General features: G+C 53.6%; 18 protein-coding genes. 15 read left to right on the top strand and 3 right to left on the bottom strand.

Annotated elements, in window-relative coordinates; translation table 11 throughout:
• The 8 genes from E308F_RS01720 to E308F_RS01685 form a co-directional block, all read left to right on the top strand.
• Positions 1-399, top strand: a 399-nt coding sequence (locus E308F_RS01720; RefSeq protein ID WP_277997625.1) for a group II intron maturase-specific domain-containing protein, incomplete at its 5' end; no start/stop codon positions are given.
• 162 nt (positions 400-561) lie between these two features.
• Positions 562-1,203: a hypothetical protein gene (locus tag E308F_RS01715; RefSeq protein ID WP_141262968.1), complete on the top strand. Its 642-nt coding sequence runs from the start codon at positions 562-564 to the stop codon at positions 1,201-1,203.
• Between the two features lie 114 nt (positions 1,204-1,317).
• A complete protein-coding gene (gene phnD, locus E308F_RS01710; protein WP_216364426.1) occupies positions 1,318-2,244 on the top strand; it encodes a phosphate/phosphite/phosphonate ABC transporter substrate-binding protein in 927 nt (308 codons plus the stop codon).
• A 25-nt stretch (positions 2,245-2,269) separates the two neighbouring features.
• Entirely contained in the window at positions 2,270-3,691 is a 1,422-nt protein-coding gene (locus E308F_RS01705; protein ID WP_141262965.1) for a HAMP domain-containing sensor histidine kinase, read from the top strand.
• The gene (locus tag E308F_RS01700; RefSeq protein ID WP_141262964.1) at positions 3,666-4,313 is read left to right on the top strand and encodes a response regulator; all 648 of its coding nucleotides are present in this window, start codon (positions 3,666-3,668) and stop codon (positions 4,311-4,313) included. The genes E308F_RS01705 and E308F_RS01700 overlap by 26 nt, the downstream gene beginning before the upstream one ends.
• Before the next feature lie 217 nt (positions 4,314-4,530).
• Positions 4,531-5,121 carry a 4Fe-4S dicluster domain-containing protein gene (locus E308F_RS01695; RefSeq protein WP_141262962.1) on the top strand — a complete coding sequence of 197 codons (591 nt, stop codon included), beginning with the start codon at positions 4,531-4,533 and terminating at the stop codon, positions 5,119-5,121.
• On the top strand, positions 5,122-6,018 hold the full coding sequence (nrfD, locus tag E308F_RS01690) for an NrfD/PsrC family molybdoenzyme membrane anchor subunit (protein ID WP_141262960.1): 897 nt from the start codon (positions 5,122-5,124) through the stop codon (positions 6,016-6,018).
• A gap of 21 nt (positions 6,019-6,039) precedes the next feature.
• Positions 6,040-8,868: a molybdopterin-containing oxidoreductase family protein gene (locus E308F_RS01685; protein ID WP_141262957.1), complete on the top strand. Its 2,829-nt coding sequence runs from the start codon at positions 6,040-6,042 to the stop codon at positions 8,866-8,868.
• Positions 8,869-8,918: 50 nt separating this feature from the next.
• On the opposite strand, the gene E308F_RS01680 is transcribed toward E308F_RS01685, so the two are convergent.
• The 3 genes from E308F_RS01680 to acs form a co-directional block, all read right to left on the bottom strand.
• Complete coding sequence (locus tag E308F_RS01680; RefSeq protein WP_141262955.1) at positions 8,919-9,677, bottom strand: LytR/AlgR family response regulator transcription factor; 759 nt, start codon at positions 9,675-9,677, stop codon at positions 8,919-8,921.
• The gene (locus tag E308F_RS01675; protein ID WP_141262952.1) at positions 9,667-11,022 is read right to left on the bottom strand and encodes a histidine kinase; all 1,356 of its coding nucleotides are present in this window, start codon (positions 11,020-11,022) and stop codon (positions 9,667-9,669) included. The genes E308F_RS01680 and E308F_RS01675 overlap by 11 nt, the downstream gene beginning before the upstream one ends.
• A 234-nt stretch (positions 11,023-11,256) precedes the next feature.
• On the bottom strand, positions 11,257-13,203 hold the full coding sequence (acs, locus tag E308F_RS01670; protein WP_141262950.1) for an acetate--CoA ligase: 1,947 nt from the start codon (positions 13,201-13,203) through the stop codon (positions 11,257-11,259).
• Positions 13,204-13,438: 235 nt separating this feature from the next.
• Between acs and E308F_RS01665 the strand changes: the two genes are divergently transcribed.
• The 7 genes from E308F_RS01665 (at position 13,439) to E308F_RS15685 (ending at position 18,846) form a co-directional block, all read left to right on the top strand.
• Positions 13,439-13,810 (top strand): holo-ACP synthase, encoded by a 372-nt coding sequence (locus E308F_RS01665; RefSeq protein ID WP_141262949.1) that lies wholly within the window; start codon positions 13,439-13,441, stop codon positions 13,808-13,810.
• 341 nt (positions 13,811-14,151) lie between these two features.
• Complete coding sequence (locus tag E308F_RS01660) at positions 14,152-15,738, top strand: NAD(P)H-hydrate dehydratase (protein ID WP_141262947.1); 1,587 nt, start codon at positions 14,152-14,154, stop codon at positions 15,736-15,738.
• Positions 15,710-16,831: an alanine racemase gene (alr, locus tag E308F_RS01655; RefSeq protein WP_141262944.1), complete on the top strand. Its 1,122-nt coding sequence runs from the start codon at positions 15,710-15,712 to the stop codon at positions 16,829-16,831. Before E308F_RS01660 ends, alr begins: the two co-directional genes overlap by 29 nt.
• A 172-nt stretch (positions 16,832-17,003) precedes the next feature.
• A complete protein-coding gene (locus E308F_RS01650) occupies positions 17,004-17,261 on the top strand; it encodes a CopG family ribbon-helix-helix protein (protein ID WP_172613702.1) in 258 nt (85 codons plus the stop codon).
• A gap of 1 nt (position 17,262) precedes the next feature.
• The gene (locus E308F_RS01645; RefSeq protein ID WP_141262942.1) at positions 17,263-17,613 is read left to right on the top strand and encodes a type II toxin-antitoxin system PemK/MazF family toxin; all 351 of its coding nucleotides are present in this window, start codon (positions 17,263-17,265) and stop codon (positions 17,611-17,613) included.
• A gap of 33 nt (positions 17,614-17,646) precedes the next feature.
• Entirely contained in the window at positions 17,647-18,348 is a 702-nt protein-coding gene (locus tag E308F_RS01640; protein ID WP_141262941.1) for a gamma-glutamyl-gamma-aminobutyrate hydrolase family protein, read from the top strand.
• A 108-nt stretch (positions 18,349-18,456) separates the two neighbouring features.
• Positions 18,457-18,846: a response regulator gene (locus E308F_RS15685; protein ID WP_172613515.1), complete on the top strand. Its 390-nt coding sequence runs from the start codon at positions 18,457-18,459 to the stop codon at positions 18,844-18,846.
• The last annotated feature ends 55 nt before the right edge of the window (positions 18,847-18,901 follow it).

Below are 18,901 nucleotides of genomic sequence, written 5' to 3'. Positions count from 1 at the left end.
ATCGACCGGGTGAAAACGAAAATCCGGGAGATAACTGCCCGGAATAAACCCGTAAGCATGGCCGAGCGCATAGAGCACCTGAACGCCTATTTGGGCGGATGGATAGGATACTTCGCCCTGGCCGACACGCCCAGCACTTTTAAGAACATAGAAGGCTGGATGCGGAGGAGGCTGCGCATGTGCCTCTGGAAGCAGTGGAAGCGAGTACGGACCAGGTATCGCGAACTACGCGCACTGGGTTTACCAGAATGGGTAGTACATGAATACGCCAACGCTCGCAAAGGGCCATGGCGGATGGCCCATGGGCCAATGAATAGAGCCCTGGGCAATACCTACTGGCAGTCCCAGGGCCTCATGAGCTTAACCGAACGCTATCTCAGTCTTCGTCAAGCTTGGTGAACCGCCGGATGCGGACCCGCATGTCCGGTGGTGTGAGGGGACGGGGGCTAGCCGCCCCCTCCTACTCGATATATTATATCGCATGGAAGATGGACAGGTAAATTTTCCTTGTTAGCCTATCCGGAAAGTGTTAAAATATTGGCAGAAAGGAGAGGGGAAGTGATGGCCATGTCGGAAAAAGAAATAATAGAAGAAGCCCGGAAAGAGATTGCTGTTGCTTCGGAAGGCGTGGAAACAAAGATAGCGGAATTCGGTTATTATCATTTGGCCCAGCGTACGGATAACCTCTCCTTGCGGATAGATAATTTATCCCAACGTATTGATGGCCTTAAAGATAGTTTAGAGGGAAAAATAGGAACCCTGGACCAAAGAATAGATAATTTACGCCAGGAGATGAAAGAAGATCTTAACAAACTGCGGCAGGAGACGAAGGCAGAAGTCGACAGGTCGAGCCATGAGATGAAAGAAGAGCTCGACAAACTGAGTCGGGAGACGAAGGAAGAGTTTAACAAACTGCGGCAGGAGACGAAGGCGGAGGTTGACAGGTCGAGCCGGGAGATGAAAGAAGAGCTCGACAGACTGAGTCGGGAGACGAAGGAAGATCTTAACGGCTTGGAAGGCAAGTTAAACCTATTACGTGATGAAATGAAAGAAGCGTATAACAGGTTGGAGGAAAAATTCAATTTACTGCATCAAGAATTACATGAGTACAGCAGGAGTCAAAGGAATACTTTAGCCGGTGTGATTCTCAGCGCCCTGGCCATAATAATAACCGTATTGTTAACAGGAAAGTATGGTTTTTGAGATATTAAAATGTAATTTATGGCATGTAAAAGAAAAGGGCAGGAATCTTCAATAATGGCGTTGAAGCTTTTTGTAGCGTTTCAATGCCATTATTTTTTAATGCGGGGTGTGTCCATGAAAAAATTAATGGCAGGTATGATTTTAACTATGTTAACCTTTCTCCTGGTTACAGGCTGCGGACAGGAAGAGGTGGCCAGGATAAACCTGACGTCTATCCAGGCCAATACTGAAAAAATAGTTGAGCAACCGGTTTCCCGGGACCCGGAAACGATATATTTCGGCTTTGATCGCCGCCTGGAGATTAAAGAGGACGTAAAAATGTACGTTCCCTTTCTCCGTTATTTGGAAAGTCAAACAGGGTATAAGTTCAAGTTGCATGTAACCCCTAAAAACAGAAGCATAGTTGAAGAATTGGGAGCAGGTGTCGTCCAGATAGCTGCGGTGGGAACGGTGAGTTACTTCCAGGCCCATGAAAAGTATGGAGTGGAGTTAATTGTTCGGGGGCGCTGTGCCAATGACGGCCTTTATCAATCTTTGATTATTACCAGACCATCGAGCGATATTTACAATTTGGACGACCTGCCCGGCCATAGTTTTGCCTTTGGCGCCCGCAACTCCACCCAGGGTAATTTAATTGCCAGGATCATGCTTGCCGAAGCAGGAATTTCTCTGGAGCAATTTTCCCGTTATGATTACCTGACCTCTCATGCCGAAGTGGCCAATGCCGTCATGAGTGGAGAGTTTGATGCCGGGGCCATCCAGGACACCCTGGGTCGTTTCCTGGCCAGCCGGGGTCTGGTCCGGATCGTAGCCCAATCAAAATATTACCCCAGCAGCGGTATAGCTGTTAACCCTAATATCCAGCCGGAGGTAATAAAAAAGATCCGGGATGCCCTTCTCGCTTTTGACCCCCAGGGTAAAGAACGTGATAAGCTGTATAACTGGGATCAATCGGAAATGCCCAATGGTTTTATGCCCACAAGTAATGAAGAGTATAGTGAGTTGCGGCGATGGGCCGAACAGTTCGGTTTATTAAAGTAAAGTAATCGGGCGGGGGTTTTAAACTTTGCGCTTGCGAACGAAAATTCTTCTGACGGTCTTTGGGATAGTTATTTTTTTAGGGCTGTTGATGGTTTCAGGTACCAGCCAGGTGATTGAAAGGGCTCTAAATAGCCAGGTGGCGGATAAAGAGCTTTCTCTGGTGCAGGTAGTAGCCGAAGATATTGCCAATCCATTGTTGGATGGAGACGTGCTGGTGGTCCAGCGCATGCTGGAAGCGGTCGTAAACATGAACCCTAATAACATTTATGCATTTGTAACCGGTCTGCCCTCCGGGATGCTTATTCACACATTCCCCAAAGGGTTTCCCGCCGGTCTTATTAATATTAACCCGGTACCTCCAGGGGAACGCTCCAGCATGCGGATTTTGGACAGCGAACAGGGGCTTATCCGAGATGTGGGGTATAGAATACTTGACGGCCTGGATGCCGAACTGCATATAGGATTTAGCCAGCAGGAAGTCCGGCAGGCCACCGGTAATTTGGCCAGGACGGTAATTTTATTGATGCTAATCGGCATGTTGACAGCCCTGGCAGTGGCTTTACTTTTAAGCCGGCGGATTCTTAAACCCCTGGAGAAATTGACCCTTTCCCTTCGCCGCCTGGGAGAGGGTTACCTGGGTGAAACGATTAAGGTAGCGGGTAATGATGAATTAGGGGAACTGGCTGTATGTTTTAACCAGATGTCCAGCCGGTTAAAGGAAAGCATAGACAGCTTGAGAACTTCCGAGGCTAATTACCGTTTGCTTTTAAATAAAATTATGACCGCCCAGGAAAGCGAGCGCCAGCGTATCGCCCGCGAACTACATGATGAAACGAGCCAGTCCCTATCTGCCCTCCTGGTCGGACTTAAAACGGCTGCCACTATGGCCGGCCAAAAGGAGGAAGGAGTAGAAAATATCCTGGAAGAGTTAAAGGACGGCGTTAACCAGGCTTTAAAGGAGCTCCACCGCATTATTTATGACCTGCGCCCCAGTTTACTTGATGACCTAGGGCTCATTCCGGCCCTTCGATGGTATTTGGAAACGAAACTAAAGCCTACCGGTATCTGCCTAAACTTTAATATTGGAGGAAATCCCGGGCGCCTGCAGGCGGAAATAGAGATAGCCATTTTCCGGATTACCCAGGAAGCCGTTACCAATATTATTAAATACGCTTCTGCGCGGCAGGTTGCCGTAGAATTGCTTTTCTTACCTGAAGAGATTAAGCTGCAGGTTAAAGATGACGGTTGCGGCTTTGATATGGAGGCGGTGATGAATCCCCGGAATGCGCGCAGGCCTCTAGGGATCCTGGGCATGAAAGAAAGGGCAAGATTATTGGGGGGAGACCTGGAAGTGAGGACCGCCGTCGGGCAGGGTACGGAAATCAATGTAACCTTACCTGTTAGCAAGGAGGAAGGTTATAATGGCCATCAAGGTTTTGATTGTTGATGATCATACCCTCTTCAGGGCCGGCCTGAAAGCACTGCTGTCTTTCCAGGAAGATATGCAGGTAGTCGGTGAAGCTGGTAACGGCGAAGAAGCCTTAAAATTAATCCGTTGCTTGCGTCCGGATATCGTGTTGCTGGATATTGCCATGCCGGGCCTTGACGGCCTGGCCGTAACCCGCCAGATTAAAGATTACCATGAAGGGATAAAAGTATTAATCCTGACCCAGCATGAAAACAGGGAGTATTTGCTTCCGGCACTAAAAATGGGCGCTTCCGGTTACGTGTTGAAGAGGGCGGCTGCCGACGAGCTGGTAGCTGCCATCCGCTCCCTCTATGCCGGCAAGGCCTTCCTGGACCCCGCCATAACGGAAACGGTCCTGGCCGACTACCGTTATGGCGGGATGATGGAAGAGACAGATGAACTTGATACCCTGACCGAGCGGGAGCGGGAAATCTTGATTCTCCTGGCCCAGGGCCGTACTAATCGGGAAATTGCCGGATTGCTGCATATCAGCAGTAAGACCGTAGATTTTCACCGCACCAATCTAATGCGTAAACTTAATTTGCATAACCGCATCGAGTTAACTAAATATGCCTGGCGCCGTGGCCTGGTAAAACCTTAAAAGCAAACCAGGGTATTTACCTGATGCAAAATCAGGGTTTTTACCTAAGTAAAAGCCGGTCTCTTGGGAAGTTAAGAAGGAGACGCGGCTTTTTTATAATTTATTAGTGCAAAATATATTTTTCACTGTGGAGGTGAAAAAGGATACGTGATGCAAAGGTTAAAAAACTGAAAAGATAGTATAAAAGTAACTTTTTTAGAAAAAGGAGGTTAGTCCTGTGCCCGATGCTAAACCTAAAAAGTATGGAATGGTTATCGACCTGCGCCGCTGTGTAGGCTGCATGTCCTGCACCATAAGCTGTAAGATGGAAAATGGAATTCCTTTTGGTTTTTTTCGCTCCTGGGTAAATATGGCGGAAAAAGGCAAATTTCCCGACGTACGGCGCTATTTCCAACCGCGGCTCTGCAATCACTGCGATAAGGCGCCATGTGTCCGGGTATGCCCGGTGAAGGCTTCTTACCGGCGCGAAGACGGCGTGGTTTTAATTGACCGTGACCGTTGTATTGGGTGTGGATATTGCGTGGAAGCATGTCCTTACCATGCCCGATTTATTAACCCCAATACGAAAGTGGCCGACAAGTGTGATTTTTGCAGGGAAAGAATAGAAAAAGGGTTACCCCCGGCATGTGTGCACAACTGTATGGGTAAAGCCCGTATTTTTGGTGACTTGAATGATCCCCAAAGCGATATCGCCCGGCTGCTGGCGGTTAACCCGTCCCGGCAACTGAAGGTAGAATTGGGCACAATGCCCCATGTTTATTATATAGGCCTCGAGGAATTCCTGGTTATGGCTAAGGAGGGGGCATAAATGATAGTCAACTTGACTTATACGGTAGTCAATGCTGCTCCCTGGAACTTGCTTGTACCTATATACTTGTTCTTTCTTAGTATTAGTGCCGGTACCATCATGGTAACGAGCGGAAGCCGGTTGCTGGGTTGGGAGGTTTACCAGCCATCGCAACGGCAGGTAGGTTATTTAAGTCTGATAACCCTTGCCCTGGCGGCGCTCATTTTACTTTTCGACCTGCACCAGCCTTTGCGCTTCTGGCATTTATTCAATCCCGCCAATTTTAATGTCAACTCGCCGATGGCCTGGGGGGCCTGGCTGTTGCTCTTTTTCGGCCTGGTCTTGATCTTTAGCCTGCGTCCTTTTACCTTCCATCTATCCGGTTCTGCCGGGGCAGAAATGGCTGCCACAGGGGAAGGAGCCACACACCGATCGACCTTGATTATCATGTTTATCCTGTCCTTATTGCTGGCAGTATATCCCGGTTTCGAGCTTGGTGTGCTGCAAGGTAAAGCCCTGTTGCAGAGCGAAATCCTGCCGGCATATTTCTTAACCACTACTTTCCTCGCCGGCCTGGCGGTGACGATGCTGATCGGTCCGGGCGAGGGGATAAACGTAAAGGCAAGGGGATTAATGCTGGGGGGCATTATTGCCAGCCTGGTCTGGATTATCTCCCGCACCTTGCTCCTGGCGGCCGGGGGACAGGCAGGCGGATTAGCCCTGCGCACCTGGTGGAGTAACCCTTTCTTTTACCTGGGCGAGATTCTTCTTGGACTTATCCTGCCCATGGGTTTGCTTCTTGCAGCAAAAAAACCGGATATTGCCAGGTTTAAGTTTGCCGCCGTACTGGTTTTAATCGGCGTTTTCTGCATGCGCTATGCCTTGCTTACGGCCGGAAACCTGGCGGTATTACCATAGGTAGTCAGGAGGCTGGATTTTATGGAAAACAAAACCGGATTTACCCTTTCCCGGAGAACCTTTCTAAAATTATCCGGTACCCTGGCCGCCGGGGCGAGCCTAGGGTTGGGAAGCAATTACCTCTGGGGTTTGAGGCCCGCCCGGGCGACCGGCGAACCGGTTCCTGATGGTGTCCAGGTTAAATATACTGCCTGTGCTATGTGTCCTTCAGAGTGCGGCTTGGAAATGTGGGTGAAGGACGGTAAACTTATTAAGATTTATGGCAACGAAGCCTGTCCCTATAATAACGGCGCTTGCTGCGCCAAAGGAGCAGCCAGCGCCCAGCTGGTCTATTCGCCGGAGAGGGTCAAATACCCCATGATCCGTGAAGGCGAGCGGGGGGAGGGCAAGTTCCGCCGCGCCACCTGGGAAGAGGCAATTGATTATATTGCCAGGAAGATGGTAGCTATAAAAAAAGAATACGGCGCGGAAGCTATTATCATGGATACCGGCGACGTTACCGACCGGGATCAGTACTGGCGGTTGTTTTTCGCCTTCGGTACGCCCAACTGTGTGGAACACGGCTCGATCTGCGACACTCCCAGACGCCACGGCCCCAAGCTGATGCTGGGCGGCAAGCGCATTGAACCCGACGTCATGCGGCCGGTGCTGGTCCGCCAGCCTGACGGCAGCCTGCAGAAGGATTATCGTTATTACTCCAAATTAATTATCTATGTAGGGTGGAATCCCTTCGTTGCGACCCGGATTAATTACGAAAATAGAGGTACGGTAGGGGCCAAGGTGGAAAACGGCTGCAAGGTTATCGTGGTGGACCCGGCCCATACCAATACCGCCGCCCAGGCCGATATGTGGCTGCCTATCCGGCCCGGGACCGATCCCGACCTCTTTGCTGCTATGCTACGCTATATTTTGGAGAACGACAATCCCCATGATCCCAACCGGCGTTATATCGACTGGCAGTTCAAGAATTATAGCCTTGGCTGGGAAGAATTTGAGGCAGCCTTCAAATCCTGGTGGAGCAGGCTGGATCCCATTAATAATTTACCTTACTACAGTCTGGAATGGGCGGCAAATCGGACCGGGTTACCCAAAGAAAAGATCGCCGAGGTAGCCCACCTTTTCGGTATAACCAAACCGGCGGCCCTGGTGTGGGGCATGCAGAGCCCCGGACACCATTATAACGGCTACGTGGCTTCGATCCTGGGAACGGCCCTTAACATCATTACCGGCAATTTTGACGTACCCGGCGGGGCCATTGATACTGAAATAACCAAAGCCAGCAAAGGCGGCAAAGCTACCGGAAAGGATTTCAAAAAGCGCAAGGTTATACGCCTGGTCAACGGCCAGGAAATTGAAGCCGAAATCGAAAAGCTGCATATGGACGCCTACGGCGACTGGCCGGCGGCCTGGGATGATGTGGTGGGTGATTACCCGCGGCGGTTTTTAGAAGGGGTAACAATAAATTACGGCCCCTTTAAAGGCTATAAGTATCCAATCAAAGGCTTCTTCATCCGGACGGGAAATCCGGTTATTACCGGTTCGGCTACCTGGAAATGGCAGGAGGCGCTGACCGCTAAAGACGGCAACGGGGAATACAAAGTATCCCTGGTGGTGGCCATTGATTCCCTGTTTTTAGAGACCGGTCTTTATGCCGATGTAATTTTACCTGAAGCCAGTTTTGTAGAGCGGATGAGCTTAAGTGATATTTATCCTTCCCACCCGGTACTGTATCTCCGCGATGAGGTCATCAAACCACTGCATGAGTGCAAGACGCCGACGGAGATTATGAATATGCTGGCCAGGCGCCTAGCCGAACTGGGAGACCCTGACATTAAGGGCAGTGACTTCTGGGAGAAGTATCGCACCCAGGAGGATTTCGTCAACGAGATGCTGGCCCCGGCTCCGGGTTATTACAATATCGGTGAGCCTTTACCTTATCCCAATCTGCCTTACGGTTACAAGTTAATTGGCACCCCGGATTCGTTAGAAGCGGGGCGGGTCAAAATCGATCATGACAAGAAAGAGGTCACCGGTGAATTATTAACCGTAAAGTGGCTCCGAGAACACCAGGGCGTTGCCGTCTGGCCCATGAGCTGGTACCGCTACCGCAAATTTGATCCAGAAAAAGGCTATGTTCCCAATGGAATCTGGCCGCCTACGGATTCCAAACTTATTGAATTCAAATTTAACCGTTACGAGCAGTATAACAAACTTATAGATGAGAGCGGGGTAATACCTTTAGGTTTAAGGCAAGTAGGATTTGACCGCTATCCTTCGACCTTCTACTGGTTTGAGACCAAGTGGAACCCGTATACCAATCCTAAATACCAGAAGTATGCCGCGGAGTATCCTTTCCAGCTTATCTGCGGCCGGGTCCATCACGCCATGTCCGGAACCCAGATGGTGCCCTGGCTCAGCGAAACTCCAGTGGAAGGTACCTGGATGCCCCTTAATAACAGTTTCCAGTATAATATCGTTGATGCTAAAAGCGGCGGTCAATATATGACGGTACCCCATACTTTTAAACCCGGTACCTGGTGTGTGGGAACCATAATGATGAATATTGAAGACGGGAAAAAATTAGGTTTAAAGACGGGCGATATGGTGGTAGTAACCAACCCACTGGGTAAAGAGGTGCGGGGAAAAGTATTCCTGACGGAAGGCATACGGCCCGGGGTTATCAAGATGGGTTTTGGTACCGGCGGTCGTTTTTCCTCCGGGTTAGGGGCCACCTACCATCAGCGGGAATATACCCCCAATCATAATGAATTGGTAGATCCTGATTATCTTACCCCGATTATGGGCATGCCAACGTATGCCGATATGATAGTAAAAATAACCAAGGCCTAAAAGGTTTAAAAAAGGCCGGGGAAATCGTTAACGCGACTTCCCCGGCCTTTTTAATTAATCCCCAGGAGGCTTTTTAGTTTCCGGGCCTGGTTGCGGCTAACGGGCACCTCGCTCTGCTGCTTGTCGGCCATGATCAGGGTATAGGTGCCGTTAAAGAAGGGAACGATTTCCCTCACCCTGGTCAGGTTGACTATATAGCAGCGGTGGCAGCGGAAGAAAGTGCGGGGGTCCAGACGGTTTTCCAGCTCTTTAAGGGTAAAACGCGTAAGGTACTGTTCATTTACCGTTTTTAAATATACATTGTCCCCCTGGGTGCAGGCATAAATAAGGTCGTTTTGGTCCAGGAGGATGGTCTTGCCGTCCTTTTCCACCGGCAGGCGGTTGAGGCGTCCCTTGCCGTCCCCGGCAGCGGGGGTTTCTTGATGGGGCTGCTGCTGACGCTGCTCCACCAGACGGCGGATCTTTTCTATGGCCTGGCCCAGACGTTTTTCGTCGAAGGGCTTTAAGAGGTAATCTACGGCGTTTACTTCAAAGGCCTGCAGGGCGTATTCTTCATAGGCCGTGACAAAGATAATGAAGGGCGGGTTGGGGCGTTTTTGAATGGCCCGGGAGAGTTCCAGACCGTTCATCCCGGGCATGTTGATGTCCAGGAAAAGCACGGTGTAATCAAGGGCGCTGACGAGGTTTAAAGCTTCCCTGGCGTTGGTGGCCTCGCCCACCACTTCTATATCTTTAAACTCCTGGAGCATAAAGCGCAGTTCCTGCCGTGCCGGGTATTCGTCATCGACTATTAAGGCTTTAAGCTTCATTGAGCAGCAACTCCTTTGCCGTGGCGTCTTTAACGATAGCCGGCCGGAGGACCGGTACCCGGAGGTAAACGGTCGTACCTTGTACGCCGCTTTCCACGCGCAGCCCGTACTCCGGGCCGTAAAGGTTCTGGAAACGCAGGTTGACGTTGCTTAAACCCACACCGTTGCCCGAGCCGTACCCCGGCTGAAGGACCAGGGGTATTTTTTCCGCCGGAATACCGATCCCGTCATCCTGCACGGTTAAATGGAGCTCGTTTTCACTCAGGCGGCCGGAGATTTTAATCATGCCGGGGCCTTCTTTAGGCAGCAGGCCGTGGTTGATGGCGTTCTCCACCAGGGGCTGCAGGCTGAGGACGGGGATGTGATAATCCAGCAGGTTTATAGGGACATCCTGGAAGTAACGAAATTTATTGCCGAAACGGGCCTTTTCCAATACCAGGTAGGTGCGAACGCATTCCAGCTCTTCCCGCAGGGTGGTCAGGCTGCCGCGGCGGTTCAACGTCCGGCGGAAGAGGCTAGCCAGGCGGATCAGCAGGCGGCGTGCCCGTTCCGGGTCGGTACGGCTGAAGCTGATAATGGTATTCAAGGTATTAAAGAAGAAGTGGGGGTTGATCTGGGCGTTCAATGCTTCCAGCCGGGCTTCAGTCAGGAGCTGGCGCTGGCGGTCCAGCTCGGCCAGCTCGATTTGCAGGCTTAAAAGATCGGCCAGGCCGATGGCCAGGCGGATGATCTGGGGCGGGAAGACCCCTTCCCGGGTCTGGTAGAGCTTTAAAGCGCCGACTATTTCTTCCCGGCATTTTAAAGGAACGATCACGGCTGCTTTTAAAGGGCAGTTACAGCCCATGTTATACCGCGGGCAGCAGAGCCCCTGGGGGGTATGCACGACTTTCAACTTGCCCGTGGCGATGACTTCTTTGGTGGCTTCCGTTAAAATCCGGTCGCCGGCCCGGTGCTGGTCGCAGCCTACCCCCAGGAAGGTCAGCACGTGTTCGCGGTCGGTTATGGCTATGGCCGGGACTTCGGTGATATTCTGGATAATTTCAGCTGTCTTTGCAGCCGTTACTTCATTTAAACCCCTGCGTAATACCGGCAGGGTTTCATGGGCAATTTGCAGGGTGGAAGCGAAAATACCTTCCGTCCCGCCGATTTCCTCCTCTTTTTCCACCGGGGACTGGGTTAATGAGCACGGGGGCCCCTGCAAAGCCTTTAAAGCTCCTAACCCCAGGGCGTTGATCCCCCCAAAAATAAGGGGGGTGATTAAGGGTGGGGCGTGAAAAAAGATGATTGCAGTTATAGTTTCCCCCAGGGTCAATGTTATAAAGAGGAGGTATAATTTATAAGCCATGATTATTTCCTCCAATCAGGTGACGAAAAATTAAGAAAGCGGACACCAACCTTTGTTGATTCCATGCTACAACGAACTGGCTTCTTTGTCAATCAGGGAGATTTACAGAGGCACTGCCCAAATATAAAAAGGGAGAACCCCTCTGTTTACGGGCACTCCCTTCTCGCGGAGGAAGCGGCTAAAGCCGGTTCCTCCGCGCTTCCATCCATAGCCTTCCTGCCTCTGACCTCCGGACTACGCTTCCTCGGCATAAGCGGCTTTCAGCTTGGCTACCGTCGCCGGGTCGGCTAGGGTGGAGGTGTCCCCCGGGGCGCGGCCCTCGGCAATATCCCTGAGGAGGCGGCGCATGATTTTACCGCTCCTGGTCTTGGGCAATTCGGCGGTGAAGAAAATAACTTCCGGCCTGGCCATGGCGCCGATCTTTTGTACCACATGTTCCTTCAGCTCCCGGGCCAGGGCGGGAGTGGCCACGACGCCGTCCTTGACCGTGACGAAGGCCACTATGGCCTGCCCCTTGATTTCATGCTCCCGGCTGATGACGGCCGCTTCGGCGACATCAGGGTGATCCACCAGGGCGCTTTCCACTTCCATGGTGCCGATGCGGTGGCCGGAGACGTTAATGACGTCATCCACCCGGCCCAGGAGCCAGAAGTAGCCGTCTTCGTCCACGCGGGCGCCGTCGCCGGTAAAGTAACAGCCGGGGATGCGGTTCCAGTACTGGTTGACATAGCGCTCGGGGTCGTTGAAGATGGTGCGCATCATAGCCGGCCAGGGTTTTTTAATAACCAGGTAGCCGCCTTTACCCGGTGGTACCGGTTCGCCCCGGTCGTCGACTACCGCTGCTTCCACCCCCGGGAAGGGCCGGCAGGCTGATCCGGGTTTTAAAGGAGTCAACCCCGGCAGGGGGGCAATGAGGATCATGCCCGTTTCCGTCTGCCACCAGGTATCGACAATGGGGCAGCGGCGGTGGCCGATATAGTTGTAGTACCACATCCAAGCTTCGGGGTTAATGGGCTCACCGACTGTTCCCAGTAGCCTCAGGGAGGAGAGGTCGTGCCGGGCCGGGAAAACCGGGCCGGCGCGCATAAAGGAGCGGATGGCCGTAGGTGCGGTATAAAAAATAGTAACACCGTATTTCTCAATAATCTGCCAGCAACGGTCCGGCTGGGGATAGTCGGGGCTGCCCTCATACATAAGAACGGTGGCCCCGTTGGCCAGGGGACCGTAGACGACATAGCTGTGGCCGGTAATCCAGCCGATGTCGGCAGTACACCAGTAGACGTCTTCATCTTTAAGGTCGAAGACGTAACGGGAGGTAGTGGCAACGCCGACCAGGTAGCCGGCCGTGGTATGGACTACTCCCTTGGGTTTACCGGTGGTGCCGCTGGTATGGAGGATAAAGAGGGGATCTTCCGCCTCCATGTGTTCCGGCGGGGTATAGAGAGGAGCGGCGGCCATGAGTTCATGCCACCAGAGGTCCCGGCCCGGCTGCATATTTACTCTTTCCCCGGTGCGTTTGGTAACAATTACTTTCTCGATAGTAGGGGTAGAGGCCAAAGCGGTATCGGCGTGTTCCTTTAAAGCAACTACTCTGCCTTTACGGAAGCCGCCGTCGGCGGTGATCAGCACTTTGGCGCCGATGTCGTTAATCCGGTCCCGCAGGGCGGCGGCGCTGAAACCGCCAAAGACCACGTTGTGGACGGCGCCAATGCGGGTGCAGGCAAGCATGGCAATGGGCAGTTCCGGGATCATGGGTAGATATATGGTGACCCGGTCATTGCGCTTAACTCCCAGCGAACGAAGGACGGCGGCGAACTTGTTGACTTCCCGGTACAGGTCACGGTAGGTAAGGACGACAGAGTCGCCCGGTTCCCCTTCCCATATAAGGGCCGCCTTATTGCGGCGCCAGGTTTCCAAGTGCCGGTCCAGGCAGTTGTATGATACGTTGAGGGTACCGCCGTTAAACCACCAGGCCAGTGGATATTCCCACTCCAGCACCCGGTCCCAGGGCCGGAACCAGTGGAGCTTAGCAGCTTCCCTGGCCCAGAATTGTTCTATATCTTCGCCTTCCTTATATAAGCCGGCATCCCTGGCATTGGCTGCAGCAGCAAAGGCCGGCGGGGGAGGAAAAGTGCGGTTTTCCTTCAGCAGCGCTTCGATGGTCCTGGTGTCTTTACTCATGGTTCTCACTCCCTTCCTGTGCTTCTATCTTAAACAGGAAAGCAAGAAAAATAAAGGCTTTGGGCGCCAAAGGTCGTTTTGCCGGATTTAACGGTAGGCAGGGAGGTTCAAGTTGCGTTGAGAATATAACTTTACACCTGGCATGGGACTTTTTGCCGCCAAGGAGGTTTTTCACCATTATTGCCGAATAAAGCAAAGGGGAATTAAGCAGCAGTAAAATGGTTAGGATGGGATTATGGCAAGCCTTGGCATTGACATTATTGAAATTGAGCGCATGGAAAGGGCTTTAAAGCGCCACCCGCGTTTGTTAGCCAGGTTATTTACGGCGACGGAACAGGAATACTGTTTGAGCCGGCACCGTCCCGGGGCTTCCCTGGCCGCCCGTTTTGCCGCCAAGGAGGCGGTAATGAAGGCTCTGGGGGTGGGATTGGGGAGCTGTTCCTTCCGGGACATTGAGATTCGCCAGGAAGAGAGCGGGCGGCCCCGGGTAGTGCTCTATGGCCGGGCCAGGGAACTGGCCCGCGAGGTGGGAGCCGACACCGTAACCGTTAGTCTGTCCCACTGCCGGGCCTATGCTGCGGCAGTAGCCCTGGCTTTGGCGGAATAGCCCTGCACGCGAAGCCGAAAGCTTCGACGACGATATGGGTGGGGATATGTCCCGGAGCCGCGAATAGTGGAGCGAAGGTCAAAAGGACAGGCGAGGTGAGGGAACCGCTGCCGACGCCGAGGACGCCTGAGCGTGCCTTGGCGAGGAATATAGCGTGACCTCATAGAAGGATTTAGGCCAGCGGAGCAGGAAGCCTTTTCATTGGCAATCCGCAGGCGACGAGCAGCGGTCCGAACCGAGCCGTAGTCCTGTCGGCGCGTAACTCCTGAGCGACGGAGGGACATATCCCCACCAGAAGGTACCATTTTTAGCAGAACCCTATTTTCGGAAGAGGGATGGTTATGTATCTGGTAACGGCCGCGGAAATGGGGCAGCTGGACCGCCTGGCTTCCAGCGAGTACCTGGTACCCAGCATTGTGCTCATGGAAAATGCTGGCTTGAGGGTCGTGGAATCCATCCGGCGCCATTTTCAAGACCGGGTGAAGAACCGCCGGGTATTAATCTTCTGCGGCAAAGGCAATAACGGTGGCGACGGCCTGGTGGTGGCCCGCCATCTGTTAAACCAGGGGGCGGAGGTTAAGGTCTTCCTTCTTGCCCGGCCGGAGGACTTGCGGGGTGATGCCCGGACAAACTTGGAAATTTACCAGAAGATGGGCGGCAGGCTCTACCCAATCCTGGGGGAAAGCCACCTCCAGCGGGCTGACATCGCCCTCCTTTATGCCGACCTGGTGGTAGACGCCATTTTTGGTACCGGTTTTAAAGGAGCGGCCATGGGCTTGCCGGCAGCCGTCATCACCATGATCAATAAAGCCCACCGGGTGACAGTGGCCGTTGACCTGCCCTCCGGCCTGGAAGCAGATACCGGCCGGGCTTTTGGCCCCTGCATTCAGGCTACCTGGACCGTAACCTTTGCCCTGCCCAAACTGGGGCTGGCCGTCGAGCCGGGGGCGAGCTACGCCGGCCGCCTGGAAGTGGCCGACATAGGCATCCCCCAGAAACTCATTGACAGCCAGCGTTTTAACCTGCACCTGCTGACAACGGCCTGGTGCCGTTCCCGCTTGCCCAAACGGGATGCCAGCAGTCACAAGGGCCTTTACGGCCATGTCCTGGCCGTGGGCGGTTCACCGGGCCTGACCGGGGCTATTACCCTGGCGGCCGCGGCAGCTTTAAGGGCCGGGGCCGGCCTGGTAACGGCGGCCGTACCGCAGGGTGTCCATACCATTCTGGAAATGAAAACGACGGAAGTCATGACCTGTTCCCTGCCGGAAACACCGGGCGGATCTTTAAGCCGTGAGGCCCTGGACCCCATCCTGGAGCGCCTGGCGCAATGTGACGTCCTGGCCCTTGGTCCCGGCCTTTCCCGGGACCCGGCAACAATGGAACTGGTAAAGGAGCTCCTACCCCGCCTTAAGGTTCCGGCGGTGGTCGATGCCGATGCCCTCAATGCCCTGGCAACAGATACCAGCATCCTTACCGGTGATCACGGTCCCCTGGTTCTAACACCCCATCCGGGGGAGATGGCGCGCCTGGTGGGGACAACGGCGGCCAGAGTCCAGGAAGATCGCCTGGAGATAGCCAGGAAGTACGCCCGGGAATGGCAGGTGGTCCTCGTCCTTAAAGGTGCCCGCACCATCATCGCCTGGCCCGACGGGCAGGCCTACATTAATCCTACAGGAAATCCCGGCATGGCTACCGCCGGCAGCGGCGATGTCCTGACGGGGATTATCGCTGGCCTTATGGCCCAGGGGCTGGAGCCAGGGGTGGCCGCGGCCCTGGGGGCCTTCTTGCATGGAGCGGCCGGGGACGAGGCGCGGGCCAGCCTGGGCCAGTATGCTCTCCTGGCGGGAGATTTGTTAAACTTTTTACCAGCGGTTTGCCGCAATTTGGAGGTGGAGGCCGGTGTCACGGCCGGTTTGGGCCGAGATTGATTTGGATGCCATCGCCCACAATGTCCGCGCCATTAAAAAAATATTAGCCCCACAAACAGAGATCATGGCTATTGTTAAAGCCAACGCTTACGGCCACGGGGCCGTGCCGGTAGCCAGGACGGCCCTGGCGAGCGGGGTCACATGGTTGGGGGTAGCCACGCTGGATGAAGCCCTGGCGTTACGGGAGGAGGGGATTACAGCCCCTCTGCTTATTTTAGGCTATACCCCGGCCGAAGATGCCGGCCGGGTGGTGGCCGCGGACCTGTCCCAGACGGTCTTCAGCCTGGAACAGGCCCGGGTCTTGAATGCAGCCGCCGCTGCTGCCGGTACCCGGGCGCGGCTGCATTTAAAAATTGATACCGGCATGGGACGGCTGGGTTTTTTGCCTGACCGGGCCGTAGCTGAGGCTCTGGCCATAGCCAGGTTGCCCCACGTCCGGCTGGAAGGTATATTCACCCATTTTGCCGCTGCCGATGCAGCCGATAAAACCTATACCAGGCGGCAACTGGCCCTGTTTCAAAGGGTAATTACCGACCTGGAGCAACAGGGCATAACCTTCCCCTGGCGCCATGCGGCCAACAGCGGGGCCATAATCGACCTGCCGGAAACCCATTTCAACCTGGTGCGGGCGGGTATTATTCTTTATGGCCATTATCCTTCCCCGGAGGTTCGGAGGGAGCGCCTGGATTTACGTCCGGCCATGACTTTAAAGACCAGGGTCGTTCTGGTAAAGGAGGTGCCGGCCGGGACGTATATTAGCTATGGTTGCACCTACTGTACGCCTGCCCCCGCCAGGATAGCAACTTTGCCGGTGGGCTACGCCGACGGCTACTCGCGTCTCCTTTCCAACCGGGCGGAAGTATTAATCCGGGGCCGTCGGGCGCCGGTTATCGGCCGGGTCTGCATGGATCAGTGTATGATAGATGTTACGGCTGTCCCGGAAGCCAGCACCGGCGACGAAGTAGTCCTGTTCGGCCACCAGGGGGAACAGTATCTGCCGGTGGAGGAAGTGGCTGCCTGGATGGGAACGATAAACTATGAAATTCTTTGCCTGATTTCCGGGAGGGTACCGCGGGTATATAACCAAAGTTAAAAAATGGCCGTTGAAATGATTTCTCCCGGCCTTGCGCTGGTAATCCTTTACCGCTATAATTGGTTATATCATGACAGCAATATAAAGTGTTTATAGGCCGTAACCCCTGTCTGACCTTAAGTTGCTACTTCCCAGTAGGAGGTGCCTTTTCTTGCCGGGTGTCAAACGGATCATGATCAGTCTACCGGAAAGCCTCCTGGCCGAGGTCGACGGCCTGGCGACCCTGGAAAGGCGTAATAGGAGTGAATTTATTCGCGAAGCCATGAAATTATATATTACAGAGCGTAAACGCCGCGATATCCGGGAGCAAATGAAACGGGGATACCAGGAAATGGCGTCAATCAATCTGGCCCTTGCGGTGGAACACTATGATGTAGAAAATGAAGCCCAGAAATACTACGATGATGATAGACTGGCGGAGTGTAAATAAAATGCTGGTTCGGCGTGGAGACGTTTTTTATGCCCATCTAAATCCGGTGGTCGGTTCCGAACAAGGAGGAACCCGGCCGGTACTTATCATCCAGAATGACATCGGCAATCAGTACAGTCCTACCACCATCGTTGCCGCTATCACGTCTCAGATCGCCAAGGCAAAATTACCCACCCACGTGGAAATCAGCGCTGCCAGGAGCGGCCTGGAGCGGGATTCGGTTATCCTTCTGGAACAAATCCGTACTATTGACAAAAGCCGCCTCAAGCAAAAGGTAGCCGTCCTTGATGAAGAAACCCTGGAAAAGGTCAACCGGGCCATAGAGATCAGCCTGGGCTTGATAGAGATATAGTTTTTGGAGAGGGCGAGTTACGGGGGGAGAACTATGGCTGCGCCAAGAATAGGGGTTACCTGTGACCTGGAGCGCGGCCGGGAACGCGCTTTCTTGCGGGCGACCTATCTCCAGGCTATTACAGTCGCCGGGGGCTTGCCGGTACTCTTACCGCCGGTAAACCCGGAACTGGCAGCAGGTTACCTGGCAATCATCGATGGCTTGCTTTTAACAGGTGGCGGTGATATTGAGCCGTCTTTTTTTAACGCCCGGCCGCAAGCCAGGCTGTATAAAGTCATCCCGGAACGGGATGCCTTTGAGCTGGCCCTGACCCGGGCCGCCCTGGCGGCCGGTAAGCCGGTACTTGCTATTTGTCGGGGCATCCAGGTGCTCAATGTGGCTGCCGGAGGTGACCTGTACCAGGATATCAAAACAGAAGTTCCAGATGCCCTGGAGCACACCCAGGCCGGGCCCAGGGAGGAACCAAGCCACGATATTAAGGTTCTACCCGGCACCCGGCTGGTAAGAATTTTGGGGGTAGCGACACGAGTCAACAGCCTGCACCACCAGGCAGTCCGCCGGGTGGGTAAGGGTTTAAGGGTAAGTGCCGTGGCTCCTGATGGCCTAATTGAAGCCCTGGAAGGGGAAGGGAAGGCAATGGTAATTGGTGTCCAGTGGCACCCTGAGGATTTGTATTGTCATGACCAGCGGCAGAAACAGTTGTTTGAATATTTTATTGAGCAACTTTTAGGATAACGTTTTCTTACATATTTTTTACATAAGTTGCAAGGAATTGGTCATTGCATGTCGAATAAAAAACATAGGAGAATGATTTTCCAGGTAATTCCGGAGGATGCATAGGTCGTGCCAAGGATACTCATCGTTGATGACCAGCGGGGTGTCCGTGCCTTATTGCAGCTTGCTTTCCAGGAAGAAGGCTATCAAGTGGCAACAGCAGTTAACGGGAAAGATGCCCTGCGCCAGGTAGAACGCTGGCGACCAGATGTAGTAGTGATGGATGTCAGGATGCCCATCATGAGCGGGCTGGAAGCCTTGCCGCGGATCAAGGCCCTGGCGCCGCAGACGGCAGTCATCATCATGTCGGCTTACGTTGATGGGATGGCGCTGTCGGAAGTCTGGCGCCTGGGAGCCAGCGACTTTATCTACAAACCCTTTGACTTGGACGAATTAAAGGCTAAGGTCAAGGTTGCTTTACCCGACGCGGAACCTACAGGCAGGAAAGTGGCCCGGTAATAACGAAGTATAAAGCCGCCTGCATACCTAGGTAGGTGGCTTTTATACTTTTTGG

It is taken from the genome of Moorella sp. E308F (genome assembly GCF_006538365.1).
GTDB lineage: Bacteria > Bacillota > DSM-521 > Neomoorellales > Neomoorellaceae > Neomoorella.
The sequence above is the reverse complement of the archived record's forward strand: the minus strand, read 5'-3'. Positions and strand labels throughout refer to the sequence as shown.

Excerpts from the sequence above, each read along its gene's own strand:
- E308F_RS01660 (WP_141262947.1), top strand. The coding sequence starts at position 14,152 with ATGTATCTGGTAACGGCCGCGGAAATGGGGCAGCTGGACCGCCTGGCT.
- E308F_RS01715 (WP_141262968.1), top strand. The coding sequence starts at position 562 with ATGGCCATGTCGGAAAAAGAAATAATAGAAGAAGCCCGGAAAGAGATT.
- E308F_RS01675 (WP_141262952.1), bottom strand. The coding sequence starts at position 11,022 with ATGGCTTATAAATTATACCTCCTCTTTATAACATTGACCCTGGGGGAA.
- E308F_RS01665 (WP_141262949.1), top strand. The coding sequence starts at position 13,439 with ATGGCAAGCCTTGGCATTGACATTATTGAAATTGAGCGCATGGAAAGG.
- E308F_RS01640 (WP_141262941.1), top strand. The coding sequence starts at position 17,647 with ATGGCTGCGCCAAGAATAGGGGTTACCTGTGACCTGGAGCGCGGCCGG.
- E308F_RS01680 (WP_141262955.1), bottom strand. The coding sequence starts at position 9,677 with ATGAAGCTTAAAGCCTTAATAGTCGATGACGAATACCCGGCACGGCAG.
- E308F_RS01700 (WP_141262964.1), top strand. The coding sequence starts at position 3,666 with ATGGCCATCAAGGTTTTGATTGTTGATGATCATACCCTCTTCAGGGCC.
- nrfD (WP_141262960.1), top strand. The coding sequence starts at position 5,122 with ATGATAGTCAACTTGACTTATACGGTAGTCAATGCTGCTCCCTGGAAC.
- E308F_RS01685 (WP_141262957.1), top strand. The coding sequence starts at position 6,040 with ATGGAAAACAAAACCGGATTTACCCTTTCCCGGAGAACCTTTCTAAAA.
- phnD (WP_216364426.1), top strand. The coding sequence starts at position 1,318 with ATGAAAAAATTAATGGCAGGTATGATTTTAACTATGTTAACCTTTCTC.
- E308F_RS01650 (WP_172613702.1), top strand. The coding sequence starts at position 17,004 with ATGATCAGTCTACCGGAAAGCCTCCTGGCCGAGGTCGACGGCCTGGCG.
- E308F_RS01645 (WP_141262942.1), top strand. The coding sequence starts at position 17,263 with ATGCTGGTTCGGCGTGGAGACGTTTTTTATGCCCATCTAAATCCGGTG.
- acs (WP_141262950.1), bottom strand. The coding sequence starts at position 13,203 with ATGAGTAAAGACACCAGGACCATCGAAGCGCTGCTGAAGGAAAACCGC.